A 23,515-nucleotide genomic window follows, 5' to 3' on the forward strand; every position below is an offset into this window, starting at 1 on the left:
TCTCAGACGACTAGGGTCACTCCCGAACGATCTGCAAGTGCCCTGAAGCGCATCGCCAGCGTGGGGTCAGCGTCAATCCGGGTGGTGCTGACGACGCTCAGGCCCGCAGCCGGTACACGATCGCCGAAGAACATCATCGCCAGCGACGACGGATAGACGCGCGACTCCCAGACCATCCCGTGCGTGGCGGCGTCCTTTCGGTGCAGCGCCGCGGACCAGCGCCGCGTATCCGGGAACTCGCTCGCGGGTGTGTCGATCAACTGATTGCGAGCAATGCCGAGTTTCATCAGGTCCGGCGCGAGGAAAGAGCGCAGCGCCAGCGGGCTGGCGACCCGCAGCACCGAGCAGCGCACATCCGCGAGCTTGCTAAGCGGGTACGTCTTGAAGGACTGCGCCGGATCGAGATCGTGGAAGATCGTCTCGTAAACTGCGGCCTCGAACCCGTCCGCGGCATAGGCAGTCGGCACGCGTTTGCGCACGGGTCCGATCGGCGCGAACCGCGAGAAGCCGATCCCGGGGTTGAACGCGTCCCCGGCAAGGCGCTCAGCATGAATGCGCCAGAGAACCGCGCCTACGGCCAGATCGGTGACGTGGGTCGCAAAGGCGGTCGGCGGTTTGGGAACGATGCCGGTCGGCAGCAGCACCGTCACCCGCTGATCTCGTCGCTCTCATGCGCCGCAGCCTCGAGGACGGCCGCTTCATCGTCGAAAAGTTCCCTCGGAGCGGGTCCACCAAGCCACGAGTTGGACGACACGAACCAGAAAGCAGTTTGCCAAGGTGTCCGGTTCGCCGGCAGGACCTCTAGAACCCTCTTGATGAGGGGAAGCGGCTTGCCGTCGGCATCGAACTGGAACGTCGGGAAGCGATCCTGTCCCTGGTAGGGAACCGCAAAGACGCGCGCCTGCGCCTTCCAACGCGCCGCGGTCTGATGACGGTTCTTGGCTTCGTGTCCAGCACGCCCGGCAACCTCCGCGGAAGTGAGCGTTTCGACCTCGTGCATGAAGCGCTGGCGGATGGCGGTGTTGTCGGCCGCGACCGTGGTATGGAACTCGGCCATCGGATCATGCGTGTCGGCCAGGACGTCGAGGAGCTGCTCGATCTTGCGCTCGAGGTGCCTCGCTCGGACGTCGGGCAGCAGTTTGTCGACGATAGCGTAAAGCGCTTGGCGGTCCGGGTCAGCCGCGATGCTGGCCTTGGCCAGTTGCTCGATCGCGTGATCGACGGCCGTTCGATACTGTTCGGAGAAGCCCTCAACGGTAGGCGCTATACATAAAGTGTCATCGACCGTGCCGGATCGGGTGGTCCCGCGACGCTTGGCCGGCTTGGCGCGCGCGGTCTCGACCAAACTGGCGAAAACCAAATCGGCGAAGTCGCCCGGGTCGACGGCGTTAGCGAGGGTCGCCATGGACAGCTCCTGCAGTGAGTCTGGCTAACATATAAGCGATCTAACCGGGTTCGTCACCCTGATTGTTTATTCCAGTAAGTTCTATTCCTGGAAAAAAGAATGTGGCGGAAGATGGTGCTGTTGTCGGCTTTCTCGAACTGGTGGATATTGATCGCGCGCACCCTGCCTGAGCGCCTGATCCCAAAAACAGTGGACAACCCTCCGAACGACGGGCCGCGCGAGGCGTGGAGAGTTCTGCCGGATTGAACGTTCCTTCGGTGGATCGAAGCGGCACGTCAGATCGCGAGGTTTGCCGGGTCCAGCTCCACGCAGCGTTGTTGACCACCAATTTCGAGAAAGCGTTTCGAGACAGTTCTATTGTCGCGACCTCAGAGGGGTAGGTTTTGACGATCAGCTTGGACCCAAGGCTTCGATGATCCTGCAATCGGCCACGGTGTTGCGGCTACAGGAGTCGATCAGCGCGTCCAGCTCGCCAGCGAGCGCCGTCAGATCGGCAATTTTCCGCGTAATCGCATCCCGGTGCTGGTTGGCGATCACGTCCACGGCCATGCAGGACTGTTCGCGACGATCGGCGAGCCCCATCAACTCGCGTACCTGATCGATCGAGAAGCCAAGATCGCGCGAGCGACGAATGAAGGACAAGCGCCGCAGATGCTCGCCCTCGTAGGTTCGATAGTTGCCGGCCGACCGCGCGGGTGCCGGCAGCAAGCCGATCTGTTCGTAATAGCGGATCGTCTCGACCTTGGTGCCCGTCGCCGAGGCCAGCTTCCCGATCGTCAGTTTCTCAGACACAGCGCTTGACCCTCTAGCGACTAGAGGGTGCATATAGGCTGCCAGATCGATTCTATCGAGGTGGCGAAATGGCCTGCACGAGCTGCGAGTCCGACAAGGCGGGCACCCTCAACGACCCGAGATGGCGGCGTGCGCTGTGGACCGCGCTCGTCATCAATGGCGGCATGTTCGCGATCGAGATCATCGCAGGGGTCACGGGTGGGTCGAAGGCGCTCCAGGCCGACGCACTCGACTTCTTCGGTGACGCCGCCAATTACGCGATCAGCCTTGGTGTCGCCGGGATGGCGATAACTTGGCGCGCGCGGGCAGCGATGCTGAAGGGAGCGACGCTTGCCCTGCTCGGGCTCTATGTCCTGCTCGCGGCGGGGTGGGGTGCGCTCCACGGCGCTGTGCCCCACGCCGAGGTCATGGGCGTCGTGGGAGTTGCGGCGCTGATCGCGAACGTCGTGGTCGCAGTAATGTTGTACCGGTTCCGCAGCGGCGACGCCAACATGCGTTCGGTGTGGATCTGCTCGCGCAACGACGCGATCGGTAATATTGCGGTCGTGCTGGCTGCACTCGGCGTCTTCGGTCTGAACAGCGCCTGGCCCGATCTTGCGGTGGCTGCATTGATGGCGGTGCTCGGTCTGTCGGGTGGCTTTCAGACCATGCGACAGGCGCGTGCCGAACTGCGGTCCGGTTTTACGCCTGCCCCTTCCACTTACAGGCAGCCGTTACATGGCAATCGGTAAGCTGCTAAGGCGACGGCCGATGCACCGGCTCTCCGCCTTGTTCCTTTGTCTCATGCTCATGCTGTCGCTTGGGCTGGGATCGGTCGCGCATGCGACCGAAGGTGTGAGATGCGTCGATTCTACCTCCGCCAGCTCGCTCGAACATAGCGATGGTGACGGGGACCAGGTGCCGGCCGACGCCGACAAGGCATACCCGCACCATCATGGCGGATGCCACGGCCACCATATCGGCGTGCCGTTCGAGCCCAATCTTGCAGCTTCTCTGAGTGCCCTCCCTATGGCGCCGGTCGCATGGAACCACGATCCGATGGGACCAGTGCCTTCGGACCCAGCCCTGCGACCTCCCCAAGCCTGACGAGCGCCTAATCCGTCGGGAGCTTCCCGAGCGGCTTCCCGGTTCGTCAGGAGTTCGTCACAATGTCCCGTATTATCGCGGCCTTATTGGCCGTGGCGTCGTGCGCATCGATCGCGCACGCGCAATCGTCCGAGCCAGCATCGACCAGTCCCCCGCTCACGCTCGATCGGGCGTTGGCGCTCGCCGGTGCAACTGCCCCTAGCCTTGAAGCAGCCACGGCAGGGGTGCGAGCCGCCGAGGCGGGGCGTACCGTCGCAGGCTACCGCCCCAACCCGTCAATAGTCGCCGAGACCGAGAACATTGCCGGCAGCGGCCAATATCGGGGCCTCCGCAGTGCGGAGACAACAGCCGGCTTGGCGCTCCCGATCGAGCTTGGGGGCAAACGCTCGGCCCGGATAGCGGTCGCTGACGCGATCGGCAGCCGGGCGCGGATCGGAACGGCGCTGGCCGAGGCCGATCTCCGGCTCGCCGTCACGCAGCTCTACATCCAGGCAGCATCGGCCGAACGCCGCGTCTTCACAGCCCGCGAACAGGCCGGCATCGCCCGGGAGGCGCTACGCGCAGCCGGTGTCCGCGTGCAGGCGGGACGTGCGTCACCGCTCGAACAGCAGCGTGCCGATGTGCTGCGCATCAATGCAGAGACGGCCGTGGAGCGTGCCCAGCGGCTTGCCGAGGTCGCGCGGGACAATCTTGCGCGCCGGATCGGCCAGCCCGTGACCGGGTCCTTGGATCTCGCATGGTATGATCGCGTCGAGGGCTTCGGACCGGCAAGGCCGATCGAACCCGCCGGCACGCTGGCGCTGGCCGCCGCCCGCGCCGACGCGACGACAGCCGAGGCACAGGTGCGGCTCGCTCGATCGCAGCGCGTTCCCGATGTGACGTTGAGCGCCAGCGCACGACGGATCGAGGCGACCAACGACGTCGCCGCGGTGTTCGGGGTGTCCATCCCCTTCCCCGTCTTCAACAACGGTAAGGCTGCGATTGCCCAAGCCCGCGCGCAGAGCGATCAGGCGCAGGCGCTGCGGCGTGTTGCCGAGCTGGACGCGGCGCAGGATATCGCAAACGCGCAGGCCGAGGTGGCGAATGCCGCCACGTCCGCACGCAACGCGAGCGGTCCGGTGCTGGCGTCGGCAGCCGAGGCCGCTCGCATTGCGCGGATCGGCTACCGCGAGGGCAAGTTCGGCCAGCTCGATTTGCTCGATGCCGAGCGGACCCTATCCGAGACGCGGACCGCCGCGATCGACGCGCTCGCCACCTATCACGACGCAAAGGCACGCCTGGAACGGCTCGCTGCCGCCGCGCCCTCTCCTGAGGAAAGCAATCAATGACGAAGATCATCATGCGGGCGCTGGTGCCCGTGACCCTGGCCCTCATCCTTGCGGGATGCGGCGGTACCAGCAGCAGCGGTGAAGCCGGCGAGAAGGCCGGAGCCGAAAAGTCGGAAGGTGCCGAGGCCGGCGAGACCAACGAAGGTCCGAAGGATGTCGTCACCTTGTCCGCGCAGCAGATTGCGGATGCCGGCATCGAGGTCACGCGGCCAACGGTAGGTGGAGTCGCCGGTGCGATCGAGCTTTCGGCGACGATCGAGGGCGATCCGCAGGGCGTGCAGGTGGTGTCGGCGTCGGTGGGCGGGCGTCTCGTCTCACTGACCCGCAATCTCGGACAAACCGTCGGCCGCGGCGATCCGCTCGCCATCATCGAGAGCCGCGAAGCCGCGTCACTCAAGGCGGAGGTCGAGGCCGCTCGGGCTCGTGCCGCCCTCGCGCAATCGAACCTTCGTCGCGAGCAGCGCCTGTTTGCCGAGCGCGTGTCGCCGGAACAGGATCTCGTCGCGGCGCGGACCGCCGCGACGGAAGCCAGTATTGCGCTGCGCCTGGCGCAGCAGCAATTGTCCGCGACCGGCAGCGGGGGCGGTGCGCTCAACCGCATCGCGGTGCGCTCGCCGATCGCCGGCCAAGTCATCGCGCGCTCGGCGACGCTCGGGCAGACGGTCGCGGCCGACGCCGAGCTTTTCCGGGTCGCCAACCTATCCAAGGTCACGGTCGCGACTTCGTTGGTGCCGAGCGATGCGGGCCGGGTGAAGCCCGGCGCGCGCGTTGAGGTCACAGCAGCGGGTCGCCGCCAGGAGGGGCGCGTCACCTTCGTCTCCCCCGTTCTGGACGAGACCACGCGCTTGGTGCCGGTGATCGTCACGCTCGACAATGCCGGCAGCACATGGCGCGTCGGCGAGACGGTCAATGTGTCGATACTGGTGCCCGCAAGCGGGGACCGCACCGTTGCGGTGCCATCGGCTGCGGTCCAGATGATCGAGGACAAGTCGTTCGTCTTCGTGCGGACTCCCACAGGGTTCCGGGCAACGCCGGTGACATTGGGGCGGACCAACGGCGGTCAGGTCGTCGTCACGTCCGGGCTCACAGGCTCGGAGCGGATCGCCTCCACCAACAGCTTCACGCTTAAGGCCGAACTCGGCAAGGGCGAAGGCGGGGACGAGGACTGAGCCATGATCGGTCGCATCGTCACCCTCTCCGTCGAGAAGCGCTGGCTTGTCCTGCTTTTCACGGTCGCCGCGGCTCTGCTCGGGATCGGCGCGCTGCGCCAGCTCCCGATCGACGCCGTTCCCGACATCACCAACAACCAGGTGCAGATCAACGTCGTCGCCCCTGCCCTCTCCCCCGATCAGATCGAGAAGCAAGTCGCGTTCACGGTCGAGACTGCGCTCGCCGGCATCCCCGGCCTTGAATATACTCGTTCGCTCAGCCGCAACGGGTTCGCCCAGGTCACGGCCGTCTTTAATGAAAAGACCGATATCTACTTTGCCCGACAGCAGGTGGCCGAGCGGCTGCGGACTGCGGAGGAAGACCTTCCCGAGGGCGTGAACCCCGAAATGGGGCCGATCGCGACCGGGCTCGGCGACATCTTCATGTGGACCGTCGAGTACCGCGAGCTGGATCAGGTTCGTCATCGCAACGGCGAGCCCGGGCTGCAACGAGACGGCAGCTACATCACGCCTGAAGGTGATCACCTCGTCAGCGAGGCTGACAAGGCGACCTACCTGCGCACCGTCCAGGATTGGATCGTCACGCCTCAGCTCAAAAGCACCGAAGGATTGGCGGGGGTCGACTCCCTTGGCGGCTACACCAAGGAATATCTCGTCGTGCCCGACGTGCAGCGCATGGCCGCAATGCGGCTGACGCTGCAAGATCTCACCACGGCGCTGGAGCGCAACAACACCAGCGCGGGCGCTGGGGTCGTCAACCGCAACGGCGAAGGGCTCGCCGTCCGATCCGATGGGCGGGTGCGCAATGCCGACGAGCTTGCCCGAACCGTTGTCGCCACCCGCGAAGGTGTGCCGATCCTGCTTAACCAGATCGCGACCATCCGCACCGGGCAGGCACTGCGCATGGGTTCGGCGTCCGAGAACGGCCACGAAGTGGTGGTCGGAACCGCCGTCATGCGGATTGGCGAGAATAGCCGCACCGTTTCGACGGGGGTGGGCGAACGGCTGACGCAGATCGGGCGCTCGTTGCCGGTCGATGTGGTCGTGAAGCCCGTGATGAACCGGACCGAGCTTGTAAACTCCACCATATCGACGGTCGCCCGCAATCTCGCCGAAGGCGCGCTGCTGGTCATCGTCGTCCTGTTCGCCCTGCTCGGCAACTTCCGCGCGGCGCTAATCGCGGCTCTTGTCATCCCGATCACGATGCTGCTCACCAGCATCGGCATGTTGGAGGCGGGCGTCTCGGCCAATCTGATGAGCCTCGGCGCGCTCGATTTCGGCCTGATCGTCGATGGTGCCGTCATCATCGTCGAGAACGCATTGCGACGTCTCGCCGAAGCCCAGCATGGCCGTGACGGCGAGCTGACGATGGAACAGCGGCTCGGGTTGGTCGCGGCGTCCGCCCGCGAGATGATCCGGCCCTCCGTCTATGGGCAGGCGATCATCATCCTTGTTTATGCGCCCTTGCTCACCTTCACCGGCGTCGAAGGCAAGATGTTCGAGCCAATGGCGCTCACCGTCATCATCGCGCTCGTGTTCGCCTTCATCCTGTCGCTGACCTTCGTCCCTGCGGCGATCGCCATCTGGCTCAGCAAGCGGGTGGAGGAGAAGGAAAGCCGGGCCGTGACGTTCCTCCGGCAGCGCTACGAACCGGGGCTCGACGCGGCGATGCGCCGCCCGACGCTCACCATCGGCGTCGCGATCGGCGCGCTGGCGCTTGCCGGCGTGGCCTTCACCACTTTGGGGCAGGAGTTCTTGCCTCAACTCGACGAGGGCAACTTGCTTGTGCAGGCCGTTCGCGTTCCAGGCACATCGGTCGACCAAAGCCAGGCGATGCAGTTCCAGGTGGAAAAGGCGCTCGCCAAGGCACCCGAGGTCCGTTTCGCCTTTTCGCGCACGGGTACGTCCGAGATTGCTTCCGACCCGATGCCGGCAAATATCACGGATACGTTCGTCATCCTGAAGCCGAAGGCGGAGTGGCCCGATCCCGGTCTTTCCAAGGAGGAGCTGGTGGAGCGCCTGGAGAAGCGACTCTCCGCTCTTCCAGGCAACGCCTACGAGATCACGCAACCGATCCAGATGCGGTTCAACGAATTGATCGCCGGCGTGCGCGGCGACATCGCGATCAAGGTGTTTGGCGACGACTTCGGCGAGATGAATGCGACCGCCGATCGGATCGCCGGCATTCTGCGCCGGACCCAAGGTGCCGCAGACGTGCGGGTCGAGCAGACCGAAGGCCTGCCGATGCTCGACATCCGACCGAACCGCACCGCCATGTCGCGCGTCGGGGTAACGGCCGGCGACGTGCAGGACACAGTCGCCGCTGCCATCGGCGGACGACAGGCCGGCGTGATCTTCGAGGGGGATCGTCGCTTCCCCGTCGTGGTCCGGATGGCGGAAAGCGCACGATCGGACCTGACGGCCATCGCCCAGGTGCCGGTGCCGACCGCAGCAGGTGGCTTCGTACCGCTGTCTACCGTGGCCGATATCGCCGTTGTCGATGGTCCCAACCAGATCAGCCGCGAGAACGGCAAACGGCGTGTCGTGGTGCAGGCGAACGTGCGCGACCGCGATGTGGCCGGCGTCGTGGCCGATGCCCGGGCGGCGATCGACGCCCAAGTGAAGCTACCGGCAGGGACGTACCTCGAATGGGGTGGTCAGTTCGAGAACCTCGCGTCTGCCCGTGACCGGCTGAGCGTCGTCGTCCCCATCTGCTTCATCGTCATCATGTTCCTGCTCTACGGTGCGCTCGGCTCTGTCAGGGACGCGCTGATCGTGTTCACCGGCGTTCCGCTGGCGCTGGTGGGAGGCATTCTTGCGTTGGTGCTGAGAGGCATGCCCTTCTCCATTTCCGCGGCTGTCGGCTTCATCGCGCTTTCCGGCATCGCGGTCCTCAACGGGTTGGTCATGGTGACGTCGATTCACGATTTGATGCGGGACGGCATGGATCGCGCGCTTGCGGCCCACCAAGGCGCGCTGGTCCGGCTCAGGCCTGTCGCGATGACCGCCCTCGTGGCCTCGCTCGGTTTCGTGCCGATGGCGTTGGGGCACGGCGCAGGAGCGGAGGTGCAAAAGCCACTGGCGACCGTCGTCATCGGGGGCCTGATCTCCGCGACACTGCTCACCTTGTTCGTGCTGCCGACGCTCTACGCCCGCTTCGGAAGCCGCGGGCTGCCCGCACCAACGGACGGACACGTCGAACTCCCGCCTCTCCCCGCGCAGGCGCACTGAAAGGCATAATCATGCACGACCATGCAGCGGGCGGACACGCCCACGACCACACCGCCGGCGCCAATGCCAAGATGCTAAGCTGGGCGCTGGCGCTCACGACCGTCTACCTCGTCGCCGAGGTTGTCGGGGCCTTCGTCTTCAACAGCCTCGCGCTTCTTTCTGACGCGGCCCACATGCTGACTGACGTGGCTGCGCTGGTGATCGCGCTGCTCGCGATCCGGTTCGGGCAGAAGCCGGCCGACGACAAACGGACGTTTGGCTACAAGCGGTTCGAGATCTTGGCCGCCGCCTTTAACGCCCTGCTGTTGTTCGGCGTGGCGATCTACGTGCTGGTCGAGGCGGTGCAGCGCTTCCGCCAGCCCGAGGCGGTCCAGTCGACGGGGATGATGATCGTCGCGGCGATCGGCCTCGTGGTGAACCTCATATCGATGAAGTTGCTCACGTCCGGCAAGGACACCAGCATGAACGTCAAGGGCGCGTACCTTGAGGTCTGGGCCGACATGATCGGCTCCGTGGGCGTGATCGCGGGAGCGCTCGCGATCCGGTTCACCGGGTGGACGTGGGTCGATCCGATCGTGGCGGTTGGGATCGGGTTATGGGTGCTGCCCCGGACATGGGTGCTGCTCCGGGACACGACCAACGTGTTGTTGGAGGGCGTTCCCGGAGGGATCAAGTTGCCCGAGTTGCGTGCCGGCATCGCCGACTTGCCCGGAGTTGCCGGGGTCCACGACCTCCATGTCTGGTCGATGGCATCCGACGACATCAACTGCACCGCACACGTCACGCTTGCTGATGGCGCCGATGCCGATGCGGTCAGGAAGAGGGTGGCGGACCTGCTCGATAGCCGGTTCGGAATCGAGCATTGTACGATCCAGACCGAGGCAGCAGCCGAGCCTTGCGAGGACACCGGGCACCTGCACCCGTGAGCCCGATGTGACGACAAGAAAGCGATGGCGATGGACGGAGGAAGCCGACGCAGAGCTTCGCCATCGGATTGCCACGAAACAGCCCTTGGCGACGATCGCCAGGGAGATGGGCAGAACCATGGACGGCGTTCGCGGCAGGGCGGCATCGCTACGGGTCGCTCTTCCGTCTCCTGCGCGGCCTTGGCGTGAAACAGTGAAGCGTGGTCCTAAACCGAAGCCGGTGAAAACCCTGCCGACCGGCGAAGAATGAGGCCACGTAGCTGAGGGCCAAACCGGCATGCCGCGTATTGTTCTACGGGCGGGGGGGCTTAGCGGAGACGACCGATGCACCACCAGATGAGCGCCGAAATGCAGGCCTGCATGGATGCCTGCCACCACTGCCACATCACCTGCCTGTCGATGACGACCCAGCATTGCCTTCAGGTAGGCGGCGCGCACGCTGCGCCTGACCACATCAAGATCATGCTCGATTGCGCACAGGTTTGCGCCACCTCGCTCGACTTCATGGCCCGCGGCTCCGACCAGCATAAGCTCGTGTGCGGCATCTGTGCCCAGATTTGCCGGGCCTGCGCGGCGAGCTGCAAAGAGCTGGACGGCATGGAGGAATGCGTCGCTGCGTGCGAGCGGTGCGCGGAGGAGTGCGAGAAGATGGCCGCGTGAGCGGCAAGGCGGGCGGCGTTCGGCCGCCCGCCCCTCACATCGCCGAAGCGGGTGGTTCGAGTGTTCCCAGCCATGCAACGAGCGCCAGGATCGCCCCTGCGCAGCTCGCCTCGACCGCAAGGCTGCGCCGCAGGGCGCGAAGCGCGCCATGGTGATCGGCCGCGGCGATCGCGCGCTCGAACGCCGGCGTAAGTCTAAAGCGGTTGAGTGACGCGAGCGCGAGCATTGCGCCGAAGAGCGCGAGCTTGGCGATCAGAAGCTGGCCGTAGCGCGTAGTCGTGAGGTCCGGCAGATTGGCGAGGCCGACCAGCAGCCACGTGTTGACGATGCCGGTGACGACGATCGTGCCGACCAGGATCGTGCCGACCAGCCCGAATCCATGCAGTGCGCGGTGCGTCAGGGTCAGATGGGCGGCGTCGACGCGGCCAACCGGCCGGGCGACGAGAAGCACGAGCCCGAGCAGCGCTCCGGCCCAGGCCCCGCCCGCAAGCAGATGGAGAATGTCAGTCCCCAGATGCACCCAGCCGACAGCGCCCTCGTCCATTGCGCCGTGCCCTGTCCAAGCAAGCGTGGCGAGCGCCACGGCCGCAGCGAACGCCACCAGGCCGAGCAGAGCCGCGCGACCGGATGCCGCGAGGGCCGCGATCAACGCCACCACGAGCGCAGCCATGCGCGCTTCCCACGCGGATCCGCGCCCGAAAACTTCGGCATCAGCTTTTCGCTGAACCGAAGCGCGAGACGCGCTGGCTTGGCGACAGTCGCGTTCGGCGCCGGTGAGGCGGACAGCAACTTAGGGTGAGCCTGAGCGGCGCTGGCGAGTCCGAGGATGGCAAGGGCGGCAGGGACTAGGGCGCGACGCATGAGGTTACTCCGTGATGTTCTGTCCATTCTACGCGGCACAGTCGCGCACCCCTCACGCGACCAATGAGGGATGATGGGCAGCGCTGCGTAACCAGTGTTAGAGGGGCGGAGTGGAAAACATGGATGATCTGGACAGAGCGTTGGCGAGATTGGCGGGAGCACCTGTTCCGGCCGCGCTGGACGACGTCGAAGCACGTGTTCTCGCCCGCATCGGCACCCGGCCGGTCGTGCGACAGGCCGGGCTCGGCATCGGTGTGGTGACGGTCGCGGCATTGGCGATCGGCATGATCGGCGCCGAGTTGCCGGCGACCGCGAGCCCTGCGGTGTCGCTCGCACCGCTCGGTGGGGCTTCGCCGCTCGCACCTTCGACTTTGCTGATAGGCGAGCCGTGACCTCGGCCAAGCGTGTCCTTCTGTGTGTCGTCCTCGCCTTTCTCGCAGCGATCGGAGGCGTGTTCGTCGGACGTGCGCTGTTGCCCCATCCCAAGCAGCCGGGCACCGCGCTGCACGAAGTATTGCACCACAAGCTCGCGCTTGATGCCGATCAGCAGGCAAAGCTGAAGGTTCTGGAGGACCGGTTCGCGGTGCAACGGCGCGCTCTCGAGCTGGAGTTGCGCGCGACCAATGCCCGGCTCGCCGAGGCGATCGAGGCCGAGCACGGCAACGGCCCGCGGGTCACGGCCGCGGTCGATCAGAGCCATGCCGCGATGGGCGAGCTGCAGAAGGCCACGTTGGCGCATATCTTCGCCATGCGGCAGCTTCTGCGGACCGATCAGACCTCCCAGTTCGACGACGCGGTGGTGAAGGCGCTCACCGACGGCCAGGGGTGAGCCTCGATTGGACCACGCTGTCCGATGGCGAGCTGGCGACGCTCAGCATCGCGGGTCGGCAGGCCGCTTTCGCCGAAATCGTGCGACGCTACCAACAGCCGGTGTTCCGGCTTGCGCGGGCATGTGTCGGCGAACCCGACGAAGCGCTCGATCTGGTGCAGGAGACGTTCGTGGCCGCACACCAGGCCCTCCCGCGCTACGACGGGCAGCGCGCCATGAGAGCGTGGCTTTCGACGATCGCGATCAACAAATGTCGTGACTGGGCGCGAAAGCGCACGGTGCGCCGGTTCTTCTCCTTCGCGGCCCCCATCGATCATCGGGCTGAAGCTGTGGAGGACGATCAGGTCGCGATCGACGACGGCGCAGCCGACCGCCAGGAGCTGGACCGGGTAACAAAAGCCATTTCCGCTCTGCCCATGAATCTGAAAGAGGCTCTGGTGCTGCGCACCATCGAGGGTTTGAGCCAAGCCGAAAGCGCCGACGTGCTGGGGATCAGCCAGAAGGCTGTCGAAACCCGCCTCTACCGTGCCCGCTCGCGCCTCCTCGAAAAGTTGAACACCGAACAAGGGATCGGCGTGCGGGACGCGTAGAAGGAGTGAAACGGGTCAGTAGCGGCCCACCTTCGAGGAGCTTTCATGTCGCGCGTTCTCGACCGCCGCCAAGTGCTGCGCGGTGCCACCCTAGCCGGAAGCGGCCTTGCTCTGTCGGCCTATATGCCGGCGTGGGCGCAGCCGGTGTCCGCAGGCATCGCCAAGCCGTTGCCGACAGTTTCGGGCGACGACATTACGCTAAAGATCGCTCACCAGATGATGATGATCGACGGGCGGCAGAGCCACGCGATCGGCATCAACGGCACCGTGCCCGCTCCGCTCATCCGCTTGCGCGAGGGGCAGAACGTGCGCCTCCACGTCGTTAACGATCTGGATGAGGAAACCTCTATTCATTGGCACGGGCTGCTGGTGCCCTTTCAGATGGACGGCGTGCCCGGCATTGCCTTTCCAGGCATCCCGGCACGATCGACCTTCACCTACGAGTTCCCGATCATCCAGAGCGGCACCTACTGGTATCACAGCCACTCGGGCCTCCAGGAGCAGGAGGGACATTACGGGCCGATCCTGATCGACCCCAAGGACCCCGACCCGGTGCAGTTCGATCGCGAGCACGTCATCGTGCTGTCCGATCACAGCTTCCAGCACCCGCACTACCTGTTCGACCGCCTCAAGAAGGAGTCGGGCTACTTCAACCGCCAGCGCCAGACCCTAAGCGGGCTGCTGGCGGGCAAGGATCAGCCGCTCAAAGAGCGGCTGATGTGGGGCAAGATGCGGATGGACCCCGCCGACGTCGCCGACGTGACCGCCTCGACCTACACCTATCTGGTCAACGGCCATGGTCCCAAGGACAATTGGACAGCGCTGTTCCGGCCGGGCGAGCGGGTCCGGCTTCGCTTCATCAACGCGTCGTCCATGACCACCTTCAACGTCCGCATCCCCGGCCTGCCGATGACGATCGTCGCGGCCGATGGATTGAACGTGCGCCCCGTTCAGATCGACGAGTTCCAGTTCGGCCCAGCCGAAACCTATGATGCGATCGTCACGCCGCCCGACATGCGCGCCTACACGCTGGTGGGCGAGAGCGTCGATCGCTCCGGCATGGCGCGCGCGACGCTCGCACCCCGCGAGGGCATGGCTGCCGAGGTCCCGCCGCTCCGCAAGCGGCCGCTCGCGACCATGAAGGACATGGGCATGGGCGGTCATGACATGAGCACCATGGATCACGGCTCCATGCCGGGCATGGAGAGCGGTGCGACTGGCGCGCAGGCCGGATCGATGGCGGGCATGGACCACAGCACGATGGACCATGGTGCGGGTGCCGGTTCGATGCAGGGCATGGACCATAGCCAGATGAACCATGGCGGGGCCGGCGCCGCTGCTGGCGCCATGGCCGGGATGACCGCGCCGCAGGCTCAGAGTGGCGCGATGGCCGGGATGGATCACGGATCGGGTGCGATGCAGGGCATGACGGATGGGCAGTCGATGGCGGGCATGGACATGGGCAGCATGAACATGCGCGATTTTTCGAAGGCCCCGGGCGTGAAGAAGGGTCCGGGTGTCCAGACCATTTCGGCCATGCCAGTCGATCGCACTGGCGAGCCAGGTCAGGGACTGGAGAACGTCGGGCACCGCGTGCTGACCTATCGCGATCTTGTTGCCCTAGACCGCAATCCCGACACGCGGGCACCCGAGCGCGAGATCAAGCTCCACCTGACCGGTAACATGGAACGGTACATGTGGGGCTTCGATGGCGAGAAGCTTTCGGAGAGCCCAGATCCGATCACCCTGCTGCACGGCGAAAGGGTGCGTGTCACCCTCATCAACGACACGATGATGGGCCATCCCATTCACATCCACGGTCACTTCTTCGACCTGGTGACGGGGAAAGGCGCTTACGCGCCCCGAAAACATACCGTGCTCGTCCAGCCAGGTGGCACGGTGAGCTGGGACGTGACAGGCGAGGAAGGCGATTGGGCGTTCCACTGCCACATGCTCTACCACATGCACGCAGGGATGATGCGCGTCGTCCAGGTCCGCAAGGCCGGGGAGGCGGCAGCGTGAACCGGTCGCTCCTTCTCGCCGGCCTCGCCTCGGCAGTCGTCGCCAGCCCAGTGGTCGGGCAAAGCATGGAGCATTCCATGCACAACATGCCGGGGATGACCATGCCGCCGAAGCCTGCGGCCAAGGCGGCCCCTAAGCCCGCGCGGAAAGCAGCCGTGAAACCCGCGGCCAAACGGAAGGCCCCTGTTCGGCGTACGGCTCCCCGTCGCGGCCCGGCCGCACAGGCTCCGGCGGCCGATCCGCACGCCGGTCACGACATGAGCGGGATGCAGGGCATGGGCGGGCAGCAGGCCGGGCCCGCCCAAGACCCGCACGCCGGCCACGACATGTCCGCTATGCCCAGTATGGGCTCCCCGGCAGCAGCGGGGCAGGACCCGCATGCCGGGCATGACATGAGCGCGATGCCCGGTATGGCGATGGAGGGTAGCCAGGCAGGCGCCAAGGTCGGGACCGACCTTCTTCCCGGCAACAAGCCCGCTCCCGCGCCGTCCGGCGATCATCTCGCCGATCGCTTCTGGGGGGCGAATGCCATGGCCAACTCGCGCGAGAACGATCTGCGGCGCGAGCATGGCGGGATGACCTACTATCAGGTGCTCTTCAATCTCGCGGAGTATCAGGCCCGCAAGGGAAGCGATGGCTACCGCTGGGATGGCGAGGCTTGGATCGGAGGCGACATCAACCGGCTCTGGCTGAAGTCGGAGGGTGAAGGCAGCTTCGGTAAGTCACTGGAAGGCGCCGAGGTGCAGGCGCTCTACAGCCACGCCCTCGATCCCTACTGGAACCTTCAGGCCGGCGTCCGCTACGACTTCAAGCCGAGCCCGTCGCGCACCTATGCGACGATCGGGATCGAGGGCTTGGCCCCCTACCAGTTCGAGGTCGAGGGTGCGCTGTTCCTCTCCAACAAGGGGGACGTGCTCGCCCGCGCCGAGGGCTATTACGACCAGCGCATCACCAACTACTTCGTTCTCCAGCCCAGGGTGGAGGCCAACTTCGCGGCCCAGGACGTGCGGGAGACCGGGATCGGCTCCGGGCTGACGGACCTGGAGGCCGGTTTGCGGCTTCGCTACGAGGGCCGCCGTGAGTTCGCGCCCTATATCGGCGTGTCGTGGGAACGGCAGTTCGGCGACACCGCCCGCTTCTCGCGGGCACGGGGCGACGACACGGGCGGCTTCAGCTTCGTCGCCGGCGTGAGGACCTGGTTCTGAGCCCGCGGCTCCGCCTCCACCTTGGAGCGAGCAAGATCCACCGCTGGCTTGCTCTTCTGATCGGCGCGCAGGCGATCGTCTGGTTCACCAGCGGCCTTGTGATGAGCCTGCTCCCCATCGACACCGTGCATGGCGATCACCGGATCGAACGGAACGCCGAGCCGGCGCTATCGAGCACCCAAGGGTTCGCGCCGATGCCTACCTTGCTTGCGTCGGCAGGAGCGCCGGTCCGCCAGCTTCAGCACCGCATGCTGCTCGGGCGGCCGATCGTCGAGGCACAGCTTGTGGATGGTCACATCCGTCTGCTGGACGCCCGTACGGCTGCGCCGCTTCCGCCACTGGATGCCAGGGTGGCAGGGACGATTGCTCAAAAGGCGTACCGAGGGGATGATGTACCCGCGCCCACCATCGAACGGGTCGAACAAGCCAGCACCGAGTATCGCGGGGCCTTGCCGGCCTGGCGGGCCACCTTCGTCGACGATGACGCTACCCGCATCTATGTAGCAGCCGACACGGGACGTCTCACGTCGGTCCGAACAGGAACGTGGCGGCTGTACGACTTCTTCTGGGGCCTTCACATCATGGATTGGACCGAGCACGAGCGGTTCAACACGCCGTGGCTGAACGCCTTTGCCGCAGGCGGTCTCGTCTTCGCGATGTCGGGCGCGATCCTTCTTTTCATGCGCTGGCCGAGACGGCCGCGCCGCAAAGCCGGGGGGCGTAATTCCAGACAGGAAGTCGCATGATGGACGAGCACAAAGGCAAAATGAACATGGGAATGGGCTACGGTCGCTTCGCGGCGATGGTGGCGACCTCGACCGTCGTCATGTTCGGGCTGATGTACGTGAACGTGTATGCCCTCGGGCATATCGAGTTCAGCCAGACGCGGTTTTGGATGGTTTTCGTGATGGGCGCGACGATGGCGATCATCATGCTCCTTTTCATGTGGTCGATGTACAAGAACAAGCGGACGAATGCTGCGATCATCGGCGGTAGCATCGTGGTGTTCGCACTCGCGCTGTGGCTCGTCCGCAGCCAGGAGACGGTGGACGACGTAAGCTGGATGAAAGCCATGATCCCGCACCACTCGATCGCGATCCTGACGAGCGAGCGCGCGCACATCAAAGACCCCGAGGTGCGCAAGCTGGCGGACGGAATCATCGATGCTCAGGTTCGTGAGATCACGCAGATGAAGCGGGCCATTGCCAGGCTTGAGGCAAATCCTACGCCTGCGAATGCGCCTGACCTGCCCTCCTATCGTGACAGGCAGGTTCCCCCTCCCCCGCCTGAAACTGATGAGAGCGTCGGAGTTAATACCCTTCAGCCGATCCGCTGAATTCGATCACGGGCGTGAGGGATACGGTCCGCGCGCCCGTATCTCTCCTGTGGGCGGGGGCGTTTACCCAGGAGAGACACGATGAAGAAGATGACTGTTTTGGCCTTCGCGGCCGCGCTCGGCGCCGCTCCGGCCATCGCCCAGATGCAGGGCATGGATCATTCGGGCATGAACCACGGTCAGATGATGAAGCCGACGCCGGCGAACCCCTATCCGCCCTCTGAAATGCAGATGCATCAGAAGATGATGTCGGCCATGGGCGCTGATGCGACCGAGACCTGGGTCCGCAAAATGGTCGAGCATCATCGCGGTGGCATTGCCATGTCGCAGATAGTGTTGCGCGAAACCAAGGACGCAAAGGTCCGCCAGATGGCGACCAAGACGATCGCCGAGCAGAACAAGGAAGTCGGCGAGCTGAACGCCTGGCTGCGGGCGCACGGCAAGGCTGCACAGTGATCGGCCCCCCCCCCCCACCGCAGGGTTTGCCTGTGGTGGGGCGACCATCTAGGAATAGACATGACCCGCATCCGCCTTCTCGCCGCTGTTGCAGCGTTCGCCATGCCGGTCGCAGCCGTGGCTGCCGGGCCGGTGCTGATGCACCGCGATCCGGGCTGCCCATGTTGCGAGAAGTGGGCGCAGCAGGTGAAGGCTCAGTTCGGTCGGGCGGTCCGCGTCGTTGATAACGCGAACCGGCCCGCGTTCATGAAGGCCCGGGGCGTGCCCGCGGACTTGGCCTCGTGCCACACGGCCATCATCGACGGCATGACTTTCGAGGGTCATGTGCCGATCGCCGACATGAAGCGGGCTCTGGCAACGCACGCGAAGGGTGTGACGGGGCTCGCCGTTGCCGGGATGCCGATGGGCTCGCCGGGCATGGAGATGCCGGGCATGAAGGCCCAGCCCTACGACGTCGTTGCGTTCGGACCTGGTGGACGCAAGGTGTTCGCCCACCACTGAAAAGGAGGGAGGCGCAGACGCCTCCCTCCTCAGCTTACTTCTTGGGCATTCCGGACATGTCGTGACCGGCATGATCGCCGCCCTTCTTCATGTCCTTGCAGCAATCGCCCTTGCCGTCCTTGCAGCAATCGGCACCGTCTTTGCAGCACGCCATGTCGGCGCAGCAGGACCCGGCCGCGAAGGCTGCGGTCGGAAGGGCGAGCGCCAGCGCTGCGCCGATCAGCTTGAACTTGGTCATTAAAATCTCCGTCGATTGAATGTGTGAAACCTGTTGGAGGGTCACACGGCTCGTGGAGGTGGAGTGGCGGTCGGTATCAGCCACCCATTCATGACAGGGGCCGGCGACGGCCAGGCGGCGATCGGGAATGAGAATAACGGCTCTGCACTCGCCAGAGCTTCCCCCGGGACGGCGATGCAGGGCGTCGCGCAGGCTGGTTGCGGTGCCTTCTTGTCCGGCGCCGAAGGGTTCTTTTCCTCGCACCCAGCCATTGCCGAGGCGATCGGAGCGGCTTGGGCACTGGCCTCGCAGATCGGCCCCAACCGGACGAGCAGCATCATCGCAAGCACGGCCAGGACGGCCGTGCGAAAGACGCTGACAAAAGGACGAGATCCGAATTTCACGCTGGCTACCGGCAGCCTTTTAGTCCTGAAGTCAACGGCTCAGTGCGGCATCGAGAGCGCAGCCGGGGCGACTACCATCCAAAGCGCCATGGCGACCATCATCACGTTCTCGGTCAGCGAGAGGAAGCCGAGGGGTACGTTGCTATCTCCGCCCACGCAGGCGCACTTGAGTTCGCGCTTGTCGACATAGACCGCCTTGATGACGGACACCGCACCGATCGTCCCGATGACGAGGGCGATCGGCACCGACAGCCAGGTGAGCACGCCAGCGGCCATCAGCACGCCCGCAGCACCTTCCGCGTAGGGATAGACGTAGGAATACGGCACCCAGCGCTTGGCGAGCAGATCGTAGTTGAGGAACATGCTCGAGAAGCTCTCAACGTTCTGGAGCTTCAGCATGGCGAGCACGCACATCGAGAAGGCGATGAACCATTCCCCGGCGCGAACCGTGAACGGCGCGCCGAAGGCGGCGTAGCTCGCCGCCAGCGCCATCAGCGCGGTCATGGCGAACACCGCGACTACGGGCCGGTATGTGACGGCCTTGGGATCGCGCACCGCCTTGCCGAAGAAGCGGCGCAGATCGTCAAAGCCTCCTACGCGCTCACCCCCGATGAAGGTTTGCGGCGTGGTCTTCACGCCGTGCTCCGCTTTGAACGCGTCCGTCTCCTCGCGCGTGCGCAGCCAGTGATCCTCGACCTCGTAACCTTGCCGCCGCAGCAGATCCTTGGCCTTCAAACCATAAGGGCAGGTGTGCGCAGGCATCACCATACGATAGATCGTCGCTTTCTTGGGCGCCGCGGTCGCCATCTCACTTCTCCGTCCTGTTCGCGGAGCCTATATAGGGTCCGTACCGTAGTACGGAGTCAAGGCATGGCGGCGCTGACAATTGCGGGTTTCGCGCGTGAAGGAGACGTCGGTGTCGAAACCGTACGCTACTATCAGCGCCGAGGTTTGCTCGATACGCCAGACCGGCCGCAAGGCTCCGGCGCGAGCGGCAGTATTCGCCGCTATGGAATCGATGACGTGCGCCGCCTCCGGTTTATCCGATCGGCGCAGGCAGCCGGGTTCACGTTGGAGCAGATCGGCGAACTGCTAGCGCTCGACGCAACCGACGATCGCGCCCGCGCGCGCGAGCTTGCCAATGAGCGGATTGCGGCGTTGGACGCCAAGATCCAGGAACTTGAGCGGGTGCGCGCCTCCCTTCGCCACCTCGCGAGAGAGTGCGGAAGCGGGTCAGCCGGGCCGTGCCCCATTCTTCAAGCGTTCGATCACGCTTGAGCGTCAAGCGCGCGCGATGGCGATGCTCGACAGGTCGGTAGCCACGTCGACCGGCACGCCGGCTTGCTTGCGCTCCGAATAACGATCGACGAGCTGAACCGCATGGGGACGCATCAGAACGGTGAAGCGCACCAGCTCCTCCATCACGTCGACGATGCGGTCATAGTAGCTTGACGGCTTCATGCGTCCCGCTTCGTCGAACTCCTTGTAAGCCATGGCGACGGACGACTGGTTTGGGATCGTGAACATGCGCATCCAGCGGCCGAGCAGGCGCAGGGTGTTGACCGCGTTGAACGACTGCGATCCGCCGGACACCTGCATCACGGCTAACGTGCGTCCCTGCGTCGGGCGCATGCCCTTCATTTCCAGCGGCAGATGGTCGATTTGCGCCTTCATGATGCCGGTGATCTGGCCGTGCCGCTCCGGACTGCACCAGACCTGACCCTCCGACCACAACGACAGCTCGCGCAACTCGTGAACGGCCGGATGATCGTCCCCGGCCACCTGGTCGGGTAGCGGCAGCGTAGAGGGATCGAAGATGCGTGTTTCGGCGCCGAACACGTGCAGCAGGCGCGCGGCTTCTTCCGCCGCAAGGCGGGAGAACGACCGCTCGCGCAGCGATCCATAAAGCAGCAGGATGCGGGGGGCTGGCTCGATCGGTCCGAGGCCTTCGCCAGGGCGAGAGCGGATATAGGCCGGATCTAGCGCCGGCAGCACGTCCGAATCTGTAAGGGTGCGAAGCGGCATCAAAGAGCTTTCACGAGGTAATCCGCCGAGGCGGGGCAGAGCGAGGCGAACTCGCGCGAATCGGCGATCGTTGTAGGTGCCGCATCCCGATCGGCAGCGGCATAGCCCATCGCGGAGAAGAACGGCGCCGCGGTCGTGGTCAGCAGGTGGAGACGCTGCACGCCGAGTTCGCGCGCTTCTTTTTCGAGCGCCGCGACCATGGCGCGGCCAACGCCCAGACCCCGGCAATCGGGGAGGACGACGACGGAGCGAAGCAGGCGGTCGGTGCCCTCACCTTCCAGGCCGCCATAGCCAACGATGTGGTCGACGCCGAACCGGAAGAATATGCGATCGGGCTCCGCAAGATCGGCGCTGGGCAGGCTGGCGGCGTCGAGGAGCCGCGCAAGTTCCCCCAACTCGTCCGGTCGGAGACGCGTGGCGATCAGCACCGTCATGCGCCGCGTGGCCCGAGCAGGATCACACAGGTCCCGACGAGGCAAAGGGCGGCGCCTCCTACGTCCCAACGATCGGGCCGGACCCCCTCAACGCTCCACAGCCAGAGCAAAGATGCGCAGATGTAGATGCCGCCGTAAGCGGCATAGGCCCGCCCCGCTGCATCGCTGTCCACTCGGGTCAGAAGCCACGCGAACAGGATCAGGGAAGCAATGCCAGGGATCAGCCAGAGGGGCGCCTTGCCCATCCGGAGCCAGGCCCAGAATGCGAAGCAACCGGCAATTTCGGCTAGTGCCGCGCCGATATAGATCAGAGCTGTCATCCGATGGCGATCCTCAATGCCAAGGCGCCGAGCGTGACCAGCAGCACCGGAACGGTCAGTGTGACGCCTACGCGAAAGTAATAGCCCCATCCGATCCGAATGCCCTTTTGGCCCAGGACGTGAAGCCACAGGAGCGTCGCGAGCGAGCCGATCGGAGTGAGCTTAGGGCCGAGGTCGCACCCGATCACGTTGGCGTAGATCATCGCCTCCTTGACCGCGCCCGTGGCATGGGTCGCGTCGATCGACAGCGCCCCGACCAGCACGGTCGGCATGTTGTTCATCACCGACGAGAGGATGGCCGCGATGATGCCCGTTCCGAAGGCCGCACCCCACACACCGCCTTGTGCCGTGCGATCGAGCAGCGCGGCGAGGTGATCGGTCAGGCCGGCGTTCCGCAAGCCGTAGACGACCAGGTACATGCCAAGCGAGAAAATCACGACCTGCCATGGCGCGCCTCGCAGCACCTTCCGTGTCTCGATTACATGGCCGCGCCCGGCGATCACCAGCAGCAGGATCGCGCCGGCAGCGGCAACTGCGCTTACCGGCACGCCGAGGGGCTCGAGCAGGAAGAAGCCGGCGAGCAGGAGCGCCAGGACAACCCACCCGGCGCGGAAGGTCGCGGCATCACGAATAGCCTCATGGGGCGCGCGCAGCGCTCCGACATCATAGGCTTGTGGAATGTCACGGCGGAAGAACAGCATGAGTGCGCCCAGCGTGGCGGCGATCGACACCAGATCAACCGGCACCATCACGGAGGCATATTCACCGAAGCCGACTTCGAAGAAGTCAGCCGACACGATGTTGACGAGGTTGGAGACGACCAGCGGCAAACTTGCCGTGTCGGCGATAAAGCCGGCCGCCATGACGAACGCCAGCGTTGCCTTGTCCTGGAAGCCCAGCGCGCGCAGCATGGCGATGACGATCGGCGTCAGGATCAGCGCCGCGCCGTCGTTGGCGAACAGCGCAGACACCGCCGCGCCCAGCAGGACTATCAGGACGAACAGCCGGCGACCGTGCCCCCTGCCCCAGCGCGCAACGTGCAACGCCGCCCATTCGAAGAACCCGGCCTCATCGAGCAGTAGGCTTATGACGATGATCGCGACGAATGCGGTGGTCGCGTTCCAGACGATACCCCACACCACCGGTACGTCGGACAGCGTAACGACGCCTGAGAGCAGCGCTACGACGGCCCCGCCCATTGCACTCCATCCGATGCCGAGGCCTTTGGGCTGCCAGATGACGAGCGCGATCGTGGCGACGAAGATCAGGACAGCTAGGAGCATTAGGCGACGCGCTGACCCGATACACCAACCACTTGCTGGCCGTCTTCCTTGGCGAACGCTCCGAGCTGATCCGCTGGCAGCAGATCAAGAACTGCCTCCGAAGGCCGGCAGAGCTTCACGCCGAGCGGCGAGACGACCAGGGGGCGGTTGATGAGGACCGGGTGTGTCATCATCGCGTCTACCAGCGCGTCGTTAGACAGTGACGTGTTGTCCAGACCCAGCGCCGCATAGGGTGTTCCCTTTTCGCGCAGCAGATCTCGCGGCGAGATGCCGGCGCGGTCGATCAGCTCAACGAGCAGCGCGCGCGCAGGCGGGGTCTTCAGATACTCGATGATGTGCGGCTCGATCCCCGCATTGCGGATTATGCCGAGGGTGTTGCGGGACGTGCCGCACTCGGGGTTGTGATAAATGACGATATCGACGGCCATGAGAGCG

The 23,515-nt window shown here is 65.2% G+C and carries 28 protein-coding genes; 17 read left to right on the top strand and 11 right to left on the bottom strand.

Going from position 1 to position 23,515, the window contains the following annotated elements:
* Positions 1 to 2: 2 nt before the first annotated feature.
* Complete coding sequence (locus LRA89_RS18460) at positions 3 to 650, bottom strand: RES family NAD+ phosphorylase (RefSeq protein ID WP_230772442.1); 648 nt, start codon at positions 648 to 650, stop codon at positions 3 to 5.
* Positions 647 to 1,405, bottom strand: coding sequence for a hypothetical protein (locus LRA89_RS18465; protein ID WP_230772443.1), 759 nt, complete (start codon positions 1,403 to 1,405; stop codon positions 647 to 649). Before LRA89_RS18465 ends, LRA89_RS18460 begins: the two co-directional genes overlap by 4 nt.
* Positions 1,406 to 1,516: 111 nt before the next feature.
* Here LRA89_RS18465 and LRA89_RS20530 point away from each other — a divergent pair, with 111 nt between their 5' ends.
* Positions 1,517 to 1,651 carry a hypothetical protein gene (locus tag LRA89_RS20530; protein WP_268934947.1) on the top strand — a complete coding sequence of 45 codons (135 nt, stop codon included), beginning with the start codon at positions 1,517 to 1,519 and terminating at the stop codon, positions 1,649 to 1,651.
* A 144-nt stretch (positions 1,652 to 1,795) separates the two neighbouring features.
* Here the strand turns inward: LRA89_RS20530 and LRA89_RS18470 are convergent, their stop codons facing one another.
* Positions 1,796 to 2,197: a MerR family transcriptional regulator gene (locus LRA89_RS18470; protein WP_230772444.1), complete on the bottom strand. Its 402-nt coding sequence runs from the start codon at positions 2,195 to 2,197 to the stop codon at positions 1,796 to 1,798.
* Between the two features lie 68 nt (positions 2,198 to 2,265).
* Here LRA89_RS18470 and LRA89_RS18475 point away from each other — a divergent pair, with 68 nt between their 5' ends.
* The 6 genes from LRA89_RS18475 (at position 2,266) to LRA89_RS18500 (ending at position 10,597) form a co-directional block, all read left to right on the top strand.
* Entirely contained in the window at positions 2,266 to 2,928 is a 663-nt protein-coding gene (locus LRA89_RS18475) for a cation transporter (RefSeq protein WP_230772445.1), read from the top strand.
* Between the two features lie 417 nt (positions 2,929 to 3,345).
* Positions 3,346 to 4,611 carry a TolC family protein gene (locus LRA89_RS18480; protein ID WP_230772446.1) on the top strand — a complete coding sequence of 422 codons (1,266 nt, stop codon included), beginning with the start codon at positions 3,346 to 3,348 and terminating at the stop codon, positions 4,609 to 4,611.
* Entirely contained in the window at positions 4,608 to 5,780 is a 1,173-nt protein-coding gene (locus LRA89_RS18485) for an efflux RND transporter periplasmic adaptor subunit (RefSeq protein WP_230772447.1), read from the top strand. The genes LRA89_RS18480 and LRA89_RS18485 overlap by 4 nt, the downstream gene beginning before the upstream one ends.
* Positions 5,781 to 5,783: 3 nt before the next feature.
* The gene (locus tag LRA89_RS18490) at positions 5,784 to 9,011 is read left to right on the top strand and encodes an efflux RND transporter permease subunit (protein WP_230772448.1); all 3,228 of its coding nucleotides are present in this window, start codon (positions 5,784 to 5,786) and stop codon (positions 9,009 to 9,011) included.
* An 11-nt stretch (positions 9,012 to 9,022) separates the two neighbouring features.
* Positions 9,023 to 9,937: a cation diffusion facilitator family transporter gene (locus LRA89_RS18495; RefSeq protein ID WP_230772450.1), complete on the top strand. Its 915-nt coding sequence runs from the start codon at positions 9,023 to 9,025 to the stop codon at positions 9,935 to 9,937.
* Positions 9,938 to 10,261: 324 nt separating this feature from the next.
* On the top strand, positions 10,262 to 10,597 hold the full coding sequence (locus LRA89_RS18500; RefSeq protein ID WP_126720311.1) for a four-helix bundle copper-binding protein: 336 nt from the start codon (positions 10,262 to 10,264) through the stop codon (positions 10,595 to 10,597).
* Positions 10,598 to 10,631: 34 nt separating this feature from the next.
* Here LRA89_RS18500 and copD read toward each other — a convergent pair whose 3' ends face one another.
* The gene (copD, locus tag LRA89_RS18505; RefSeq protein WP_230772451.1) at positions 10,632 to 11,267 is read right to left on the bottom strand and encodes a copper homeostasis membrane protein CopD; all 636 of its coding nucleotides are present in this window, start codon (positions 11,265 to 11,267) and stop codon (positions 10,632 to 10,634) included.
* Positions 11,268 to 11,577: 310 nt separating this feature from the next.
* Between copD and LRA89_RS18510 the strand changes: the two genes are divergently transcribed.
* The 9 genes from LRA89_RS18510 (at position 11,578) to LRA89_RS18550 (ending at position 18,397) form a co-directional block, all read left to right on the top strand.
* The gene (locus tag LRA89_RS18510) at positions 11,578 to 11,850 is read left to right on the top strand and encodes a hypothetical protein (RefSeq protein WP_093330861.1); all 273 of its coding nucleotides are present in this window, start codon (positions 11,578 to 11,580) and stop codon (positions 11,848 to 11,850) included.
* Entirely contained in the window at positions 11,847 to 12,287 is a 441-nt protein-coding gene (locus LRA89_RS18515) for a periplasmic heavy metal sensor (RefSeq protein WP_230772452.1), read from the top strand. The genes LRA89_RS18510 and LRA89_RS18515 overlap by 4 nt, the downstream gene beginning before the upstream one ends.
* The gene (locus LRA89_RS18520; protein WP_230772453.1) at positions 12,284 to 12,877 is read left to right on the top strand and encodes an RNA polymerase sigma factor; all 594 of its coding nucleotides are present in this window, start codon (positions 12,284 to 12,286) and stop codon (positions 12,875 to 12,877) included. Before LRA89_RS18515 ends, LRA89_RS18520 begins: the two co-directional genes overlap by 4 nt.
* A gap of 45 nt (positions 12,878 to 12,922) precedes the next feature.
* The gene (locus LRA89_RS18525) at positions 12,923 to 14,899 is read left to right on the top strand and encodes a copper resistance system multicopper oxidase (RefSeq protein WP_230772454.1); all 1,977 of its coding nucleotides are present in this window, start codon (positions 12,923 to 12,925) and stop codon (positions 14,897 to 14,899) included.
* 77 nt (positions 14,900 to 14,976) lie between these two features.
* Complete coding sequence (locus LRA89_RS18530) at positions 14,977 to 16,104, top strand: copper resistance protein B (protein ID WP_230772455.1); 1,128 nt, start codon at positions 14,977 to 14,979, stop codon at positions 16,102 to 16,104.
* A 101-nt stretch (positions 16,105 to 16,205) separates the two neighbouring features.
* A complete protein-coding gene (locus tag LRA89_RS18535; protein WP_443025016.1) occupies positions 16,206 to 16,850 on the top strand; it encodes a hypothetical protein in 645 nt (214 codons plus the stop codon).
* Positions 16,850 to 17,440 (top strand): DUF305 domain-containing protein, encoded by a 591-nt coding sequence (locus LRA89_RS18540; protein WP_230772479.1) that lies wholly within the window; start codon positions 16,850 to 16,852, stop codon positions 17,438 to 17,440. The genes LRA89_RS18535 and LRA89_RS18540 overlap by 1 nt, the downstream gene beginning before the upstream one ends.
* Before the next feature lie 81 nt (positions 17,441 to 17,521).
* The gene (locus LRA89_RS18545) at positions 17,522 to 17,896 is read left to right on the top strand and encodes a DUF305 domain-containing protein (protein ID WP_093330623.1); all 375 of its coding nucleotides are present in this window, start codon (positions 17,522 to 17,524) and stop codon (positions 17,894 to 17,896) included.
* A 60-nt stretch (positions 17,897 to 17,956) separates the two neighbouring features.
* Positions 17,957 to 18,397 (top strand): DUF411 domain-containing protein, encoded by a 441-nt coding sequence (locus tag LRA89_RS18550; RefSeq protein WP_230772456.1) that lies wholly within the window; start codon positions 17,957 to 17,959, stop codon positions 18,395 to 18,397.
* A 34-nt stretch (positions 18,398 to 18,431) separates the two neighbouring features.
* On the opposite strand, the gene LRA89_RS18555 is transcribed toward LRA89_RS18550, so the two are convergent.
* Together LRA89_RS18555 and LRA89_RS18560 are read right to left on the bottom strand one after the other, a co-directional pair.
* Complete coding sequence (locus LRA89_RS18555) at positions 18,432 to 18,635, bottom strand: hypothetical protein (protein ID WP_056025225.1); 204 nt, start codon at positions 18,633 to 18,635, stop codon at positions 18,432 to 18,434.
* A 422-nt stretch (positions 18,636 to 19,057) separates the two neighbouring features.
* A complete protein-coding gene (locus LRA89_RS18560) occupies positions 19,058 to 19,825 on the bottom strand; it encodes a glutaredoxin (protein ID WP_230772457.1) in 768 nt (255 codons plus the stop codon).
* A 63-nt stretch (positions 19,826 to 19,888) separates the two neighbouring features.
* On the opposite strand from LRA89_RS18560, the gene LRA89_RS18565 reads away from it, so the two are divergent.
* Positions 19,889 to 20,296 carry a MerR family transcriptional regulator gene (locus LRA89_RS18565; RefSeq protein WP_230772458.1) on the top strand — a complete coding sequence of 136 codons (408 nt, stop codon included), beginning with the start codon at positions 19,889 to 19,891 and terminating at the stop codon, positions 20,294 to 20,296.
* Between the two features lie 3 nt (positions 20,297 to 20,299).
* Here LRA89_RS18565 and arsH read toward each other — a convergent pair whose 3' ends face one another.
* Genes arsH through arsC form a run of 5 tightly spaced genes read right to left on the bottom strand, consistent with a single transcriptional unit; the run spans position 20,300 to position 23,508 of the window.
* Positions 20,300 to 21,043, bottom strand: coding sequence for an arsenical resistance protein ArsH (arsH, locus tag LRA89_RS18570; protein ID WP_230772460.1), 744 nt, complete (start codon positions 21,041 to 21,043; stop codon positions 20,300 to 20,302).
* A complete protein-coding gene (gene arsN2 / locus LRA89_RS18575; protein WP_230772461.1) occupies positions 21,043 to 21,477 on the bottom strand; it encodes an arsenic resistance N-acetyltransferase ArsN2 in 435 nt (144 codons plus the stop codon). Before arsN2 ends, arsH begins: the two co-directional genes overlap by 1 nt.
* A complete protein-coding gene (locus LRA89_RS18580; RefSeq protein ID WP_202096634.1) occupies positions 21,474 to 21,797 on the bottom strand; it encodes a YnfA family protein in 324 nt (107 codons plus the stop codon). Before LRA89_RS18580 ends, arsN2 begins: the two co-directional genes overlap by 4 nt.
* On the bottom strand, positions 21,794 to 23,080 hold the full coding sequence (locus LRA89_RS18585) for an arsenic transporter (RefSeq protein WP_230772462.1): 1,287 nt from the start codon (positions 23,078 to 23,080) through the stop codon (positions 21,794 to 21,796). The genes LRA89_RS18580 and LRA89_RS18585 overlap by 4 nt, the downstream gene beginning before the upstream one ends.
* Positions 23,080 to 23,508 (bottom strand): arsenate reductase (glutaredoxin), encoded by a 429-nt coding sequence (gene arsC, locus LRA89_RS18590; protein WP_230772463.1) that lies wholly within the window; start codon positions 23,506 to 23,508, stop codon positions 23,080 to 23,082. Before arsC ends, LRA89_RS18585 begins: the two co-directional genes overlap by 1 nt.
* Positions 23,509 to 23,515 lie beyond the last annotated feature (7 nt).

Origin of the sequence: Sphingomonas sp. Leaf4, assembly GCF_920939515.1 — a bacterium.
Lineage (GTDB): Bacteria > Pseudomonadota > Alphaproteobacteria > Sphingomonadales > Sphingomonadaceae > Sphingomonas.

Bases quoted from the DNA above. Each gene is read 5' to 3' on its own strand.
- LRA89_RS20530 (WP_268934947.1), top strand. From the start codon at position 1,517: ATGGTGCTGTTGTCGGCTTTCTCGAACTGGTGGATATTGATCGCGCGC.
- LRA89_RS18555 (WP_056025225.1), bottom strand. From the start codon at position 18,635: ATGACCAAGTTCAAGCTGATCGGCGCAGCGCTGGCGCTCGCCCTTCCG.
- LRA89_RS18565 (WP_230772458.1), top strand. From the start codon at position 19,889: ATGGCGGCGCTGACAATTGCGGGTTTCGCGCGTGAAGGAGACGTCGGT.
- LRA89_RS18510 (WP_093330861.1), top strand. From the start codon at position 11,578: ATGGATGATCTGGACAGAGCGTTGGCGAGATTGGCGGGAGCACCTGTT.
- LRA89_RS18550 (WP_230772456.1), top strand. From the start codon at position 17,957: ATGACCCGCATCCGCCTTCTCGCCGCTGTTGCAGCGTTCGCCATGCCG.
- LRA89_RS18485 (WP_230772447.1), top strand. From the start codon at position 4,608: ATGACGAAGATCATCATGCGGGCGCTGGTGCCCGTGACCCTGGCCCTC.
- LRA89_RS18475 (WP_230772445.1), top strand. From the start codon at position 2,266: ATGGCCTGCACGAGCTGCGAGTCCGACAAGGCGGGCACCCTCAACGAC.
- LRA89_RS18465 (WP_230772443.1), bottom strand. From the start codon at position 1,405: ATGGCGACCCTCGCTAACGCCGTCGACCCGGGCGACTTCGCCGATTTG.
- arsC (WP_230772463.1), bottom strand. From the start codon at position 23,508: ATGGCCGTCGATATCGTCATTTATCACAACCCCGAGTGCGGCACGTCC.
- LRA89_RS18480 (WP_230772446.1), top strand. From the start codon at position 3,346: ATGTCCCGTATTATCGCGGCCTTATTGGCCGTGGCGTCGTGCGCATCG.
- LRA89_RS18560 (WP_230772457.1), bottom strand. From the start codon at position 19,825: ATGGCGACCGCGGCGCCCAAGAAAGCGACGATCTATCGTATGGTGATG.
- arsH (WP_230772460.1), bottom strand. From the start codon at position 21,043: ATGCCGCTTCGCACCCTTACAGATTCGGACGTGCTGCCGGCGCTAGAT.
- LRA89_RS18585 (WP_230772462.1), bottom strand. From the start codon at position 23,080: ATGCTCCTAGCTGTCCTGATCTTCGTCGCCACGATCGCGCTCGTCATC.
- LRA89_RS18530 (WP_230772455.1), top strand. From the start codon at position 14,977: ATGCACAACATGCCGGGGATGACCATGCCGCCGAAGCCTGCGGCCAAG.
- LRA89_RS18540 (WP_230772479.1), top strand. From the start codon at position 16,850: ATGGACGAGCACAAAGGCAAAATGAACATGGGAATGGGCTACGGTCGC.
- arsN2 (WP_230772461.1), bottom strand. From the start codon at position 21,477: ATGACGGTGCTGATCGCCACGCGTCTCCGACCGGACGAGTTGGGGGAA.
- LRA89_RS18500 (WP_126720311.1), top strand. From the start codon at position 10,262: ATGCACCACCAGATGAGCGCCGAAATGCAGGCCTGCATGGATGCCTGC.
- LRA89_RS18545 (WP_093330623.1), top strand. From the start codon at position 17,522: ATGAAGAAGATGACTGTTTTGGCCTTCGCGGCCGCGCTCGGCGCCGCT.
- LRA89_RS18525 (WP_230772454.1), top strand. From the start codon at position 12,923: ATGTCGCGCGTTCTCGACCGCCGCCAAGTGCTGCGCGGTGCCACCCTA.
- copD (WP_230772451.1), bottom strand. From the start codon at position 11,267: ATGGCTGCGCTCGTGGTGGCGTTGATCGCGGCCCTCGCGGCATCCGGT.
- LRA89_RS18495 (WP_230772450.1), top strand. From the start codon at position 9,023: ATGCACGACCATGCAGCGGGCGGACACGCCCACGACCACACCGCCGGC.
- LRA89_RS18490 (WP_230772448.1), top strand. From the start codon at position 5,784: ATGATCGGTCGCATCGTCACCCTCTCCGTCGAGAAGCGCTGGCTTGTC.
- LRA89_RS18535 (WP_443025016.1), top strand. From the start codon at position 16,206: ATGAGCCTGCTCCCCATCGACACCGTGCATGGCGATCACCGGATCGAA.
- LRA89_RS18580 (WP_202096634.1), bottom strand. From the start codon at position 21,797: ATGACAGCTCTGATCTATATCGGCGCGGCACTAGCCGAAATTGCCGGT.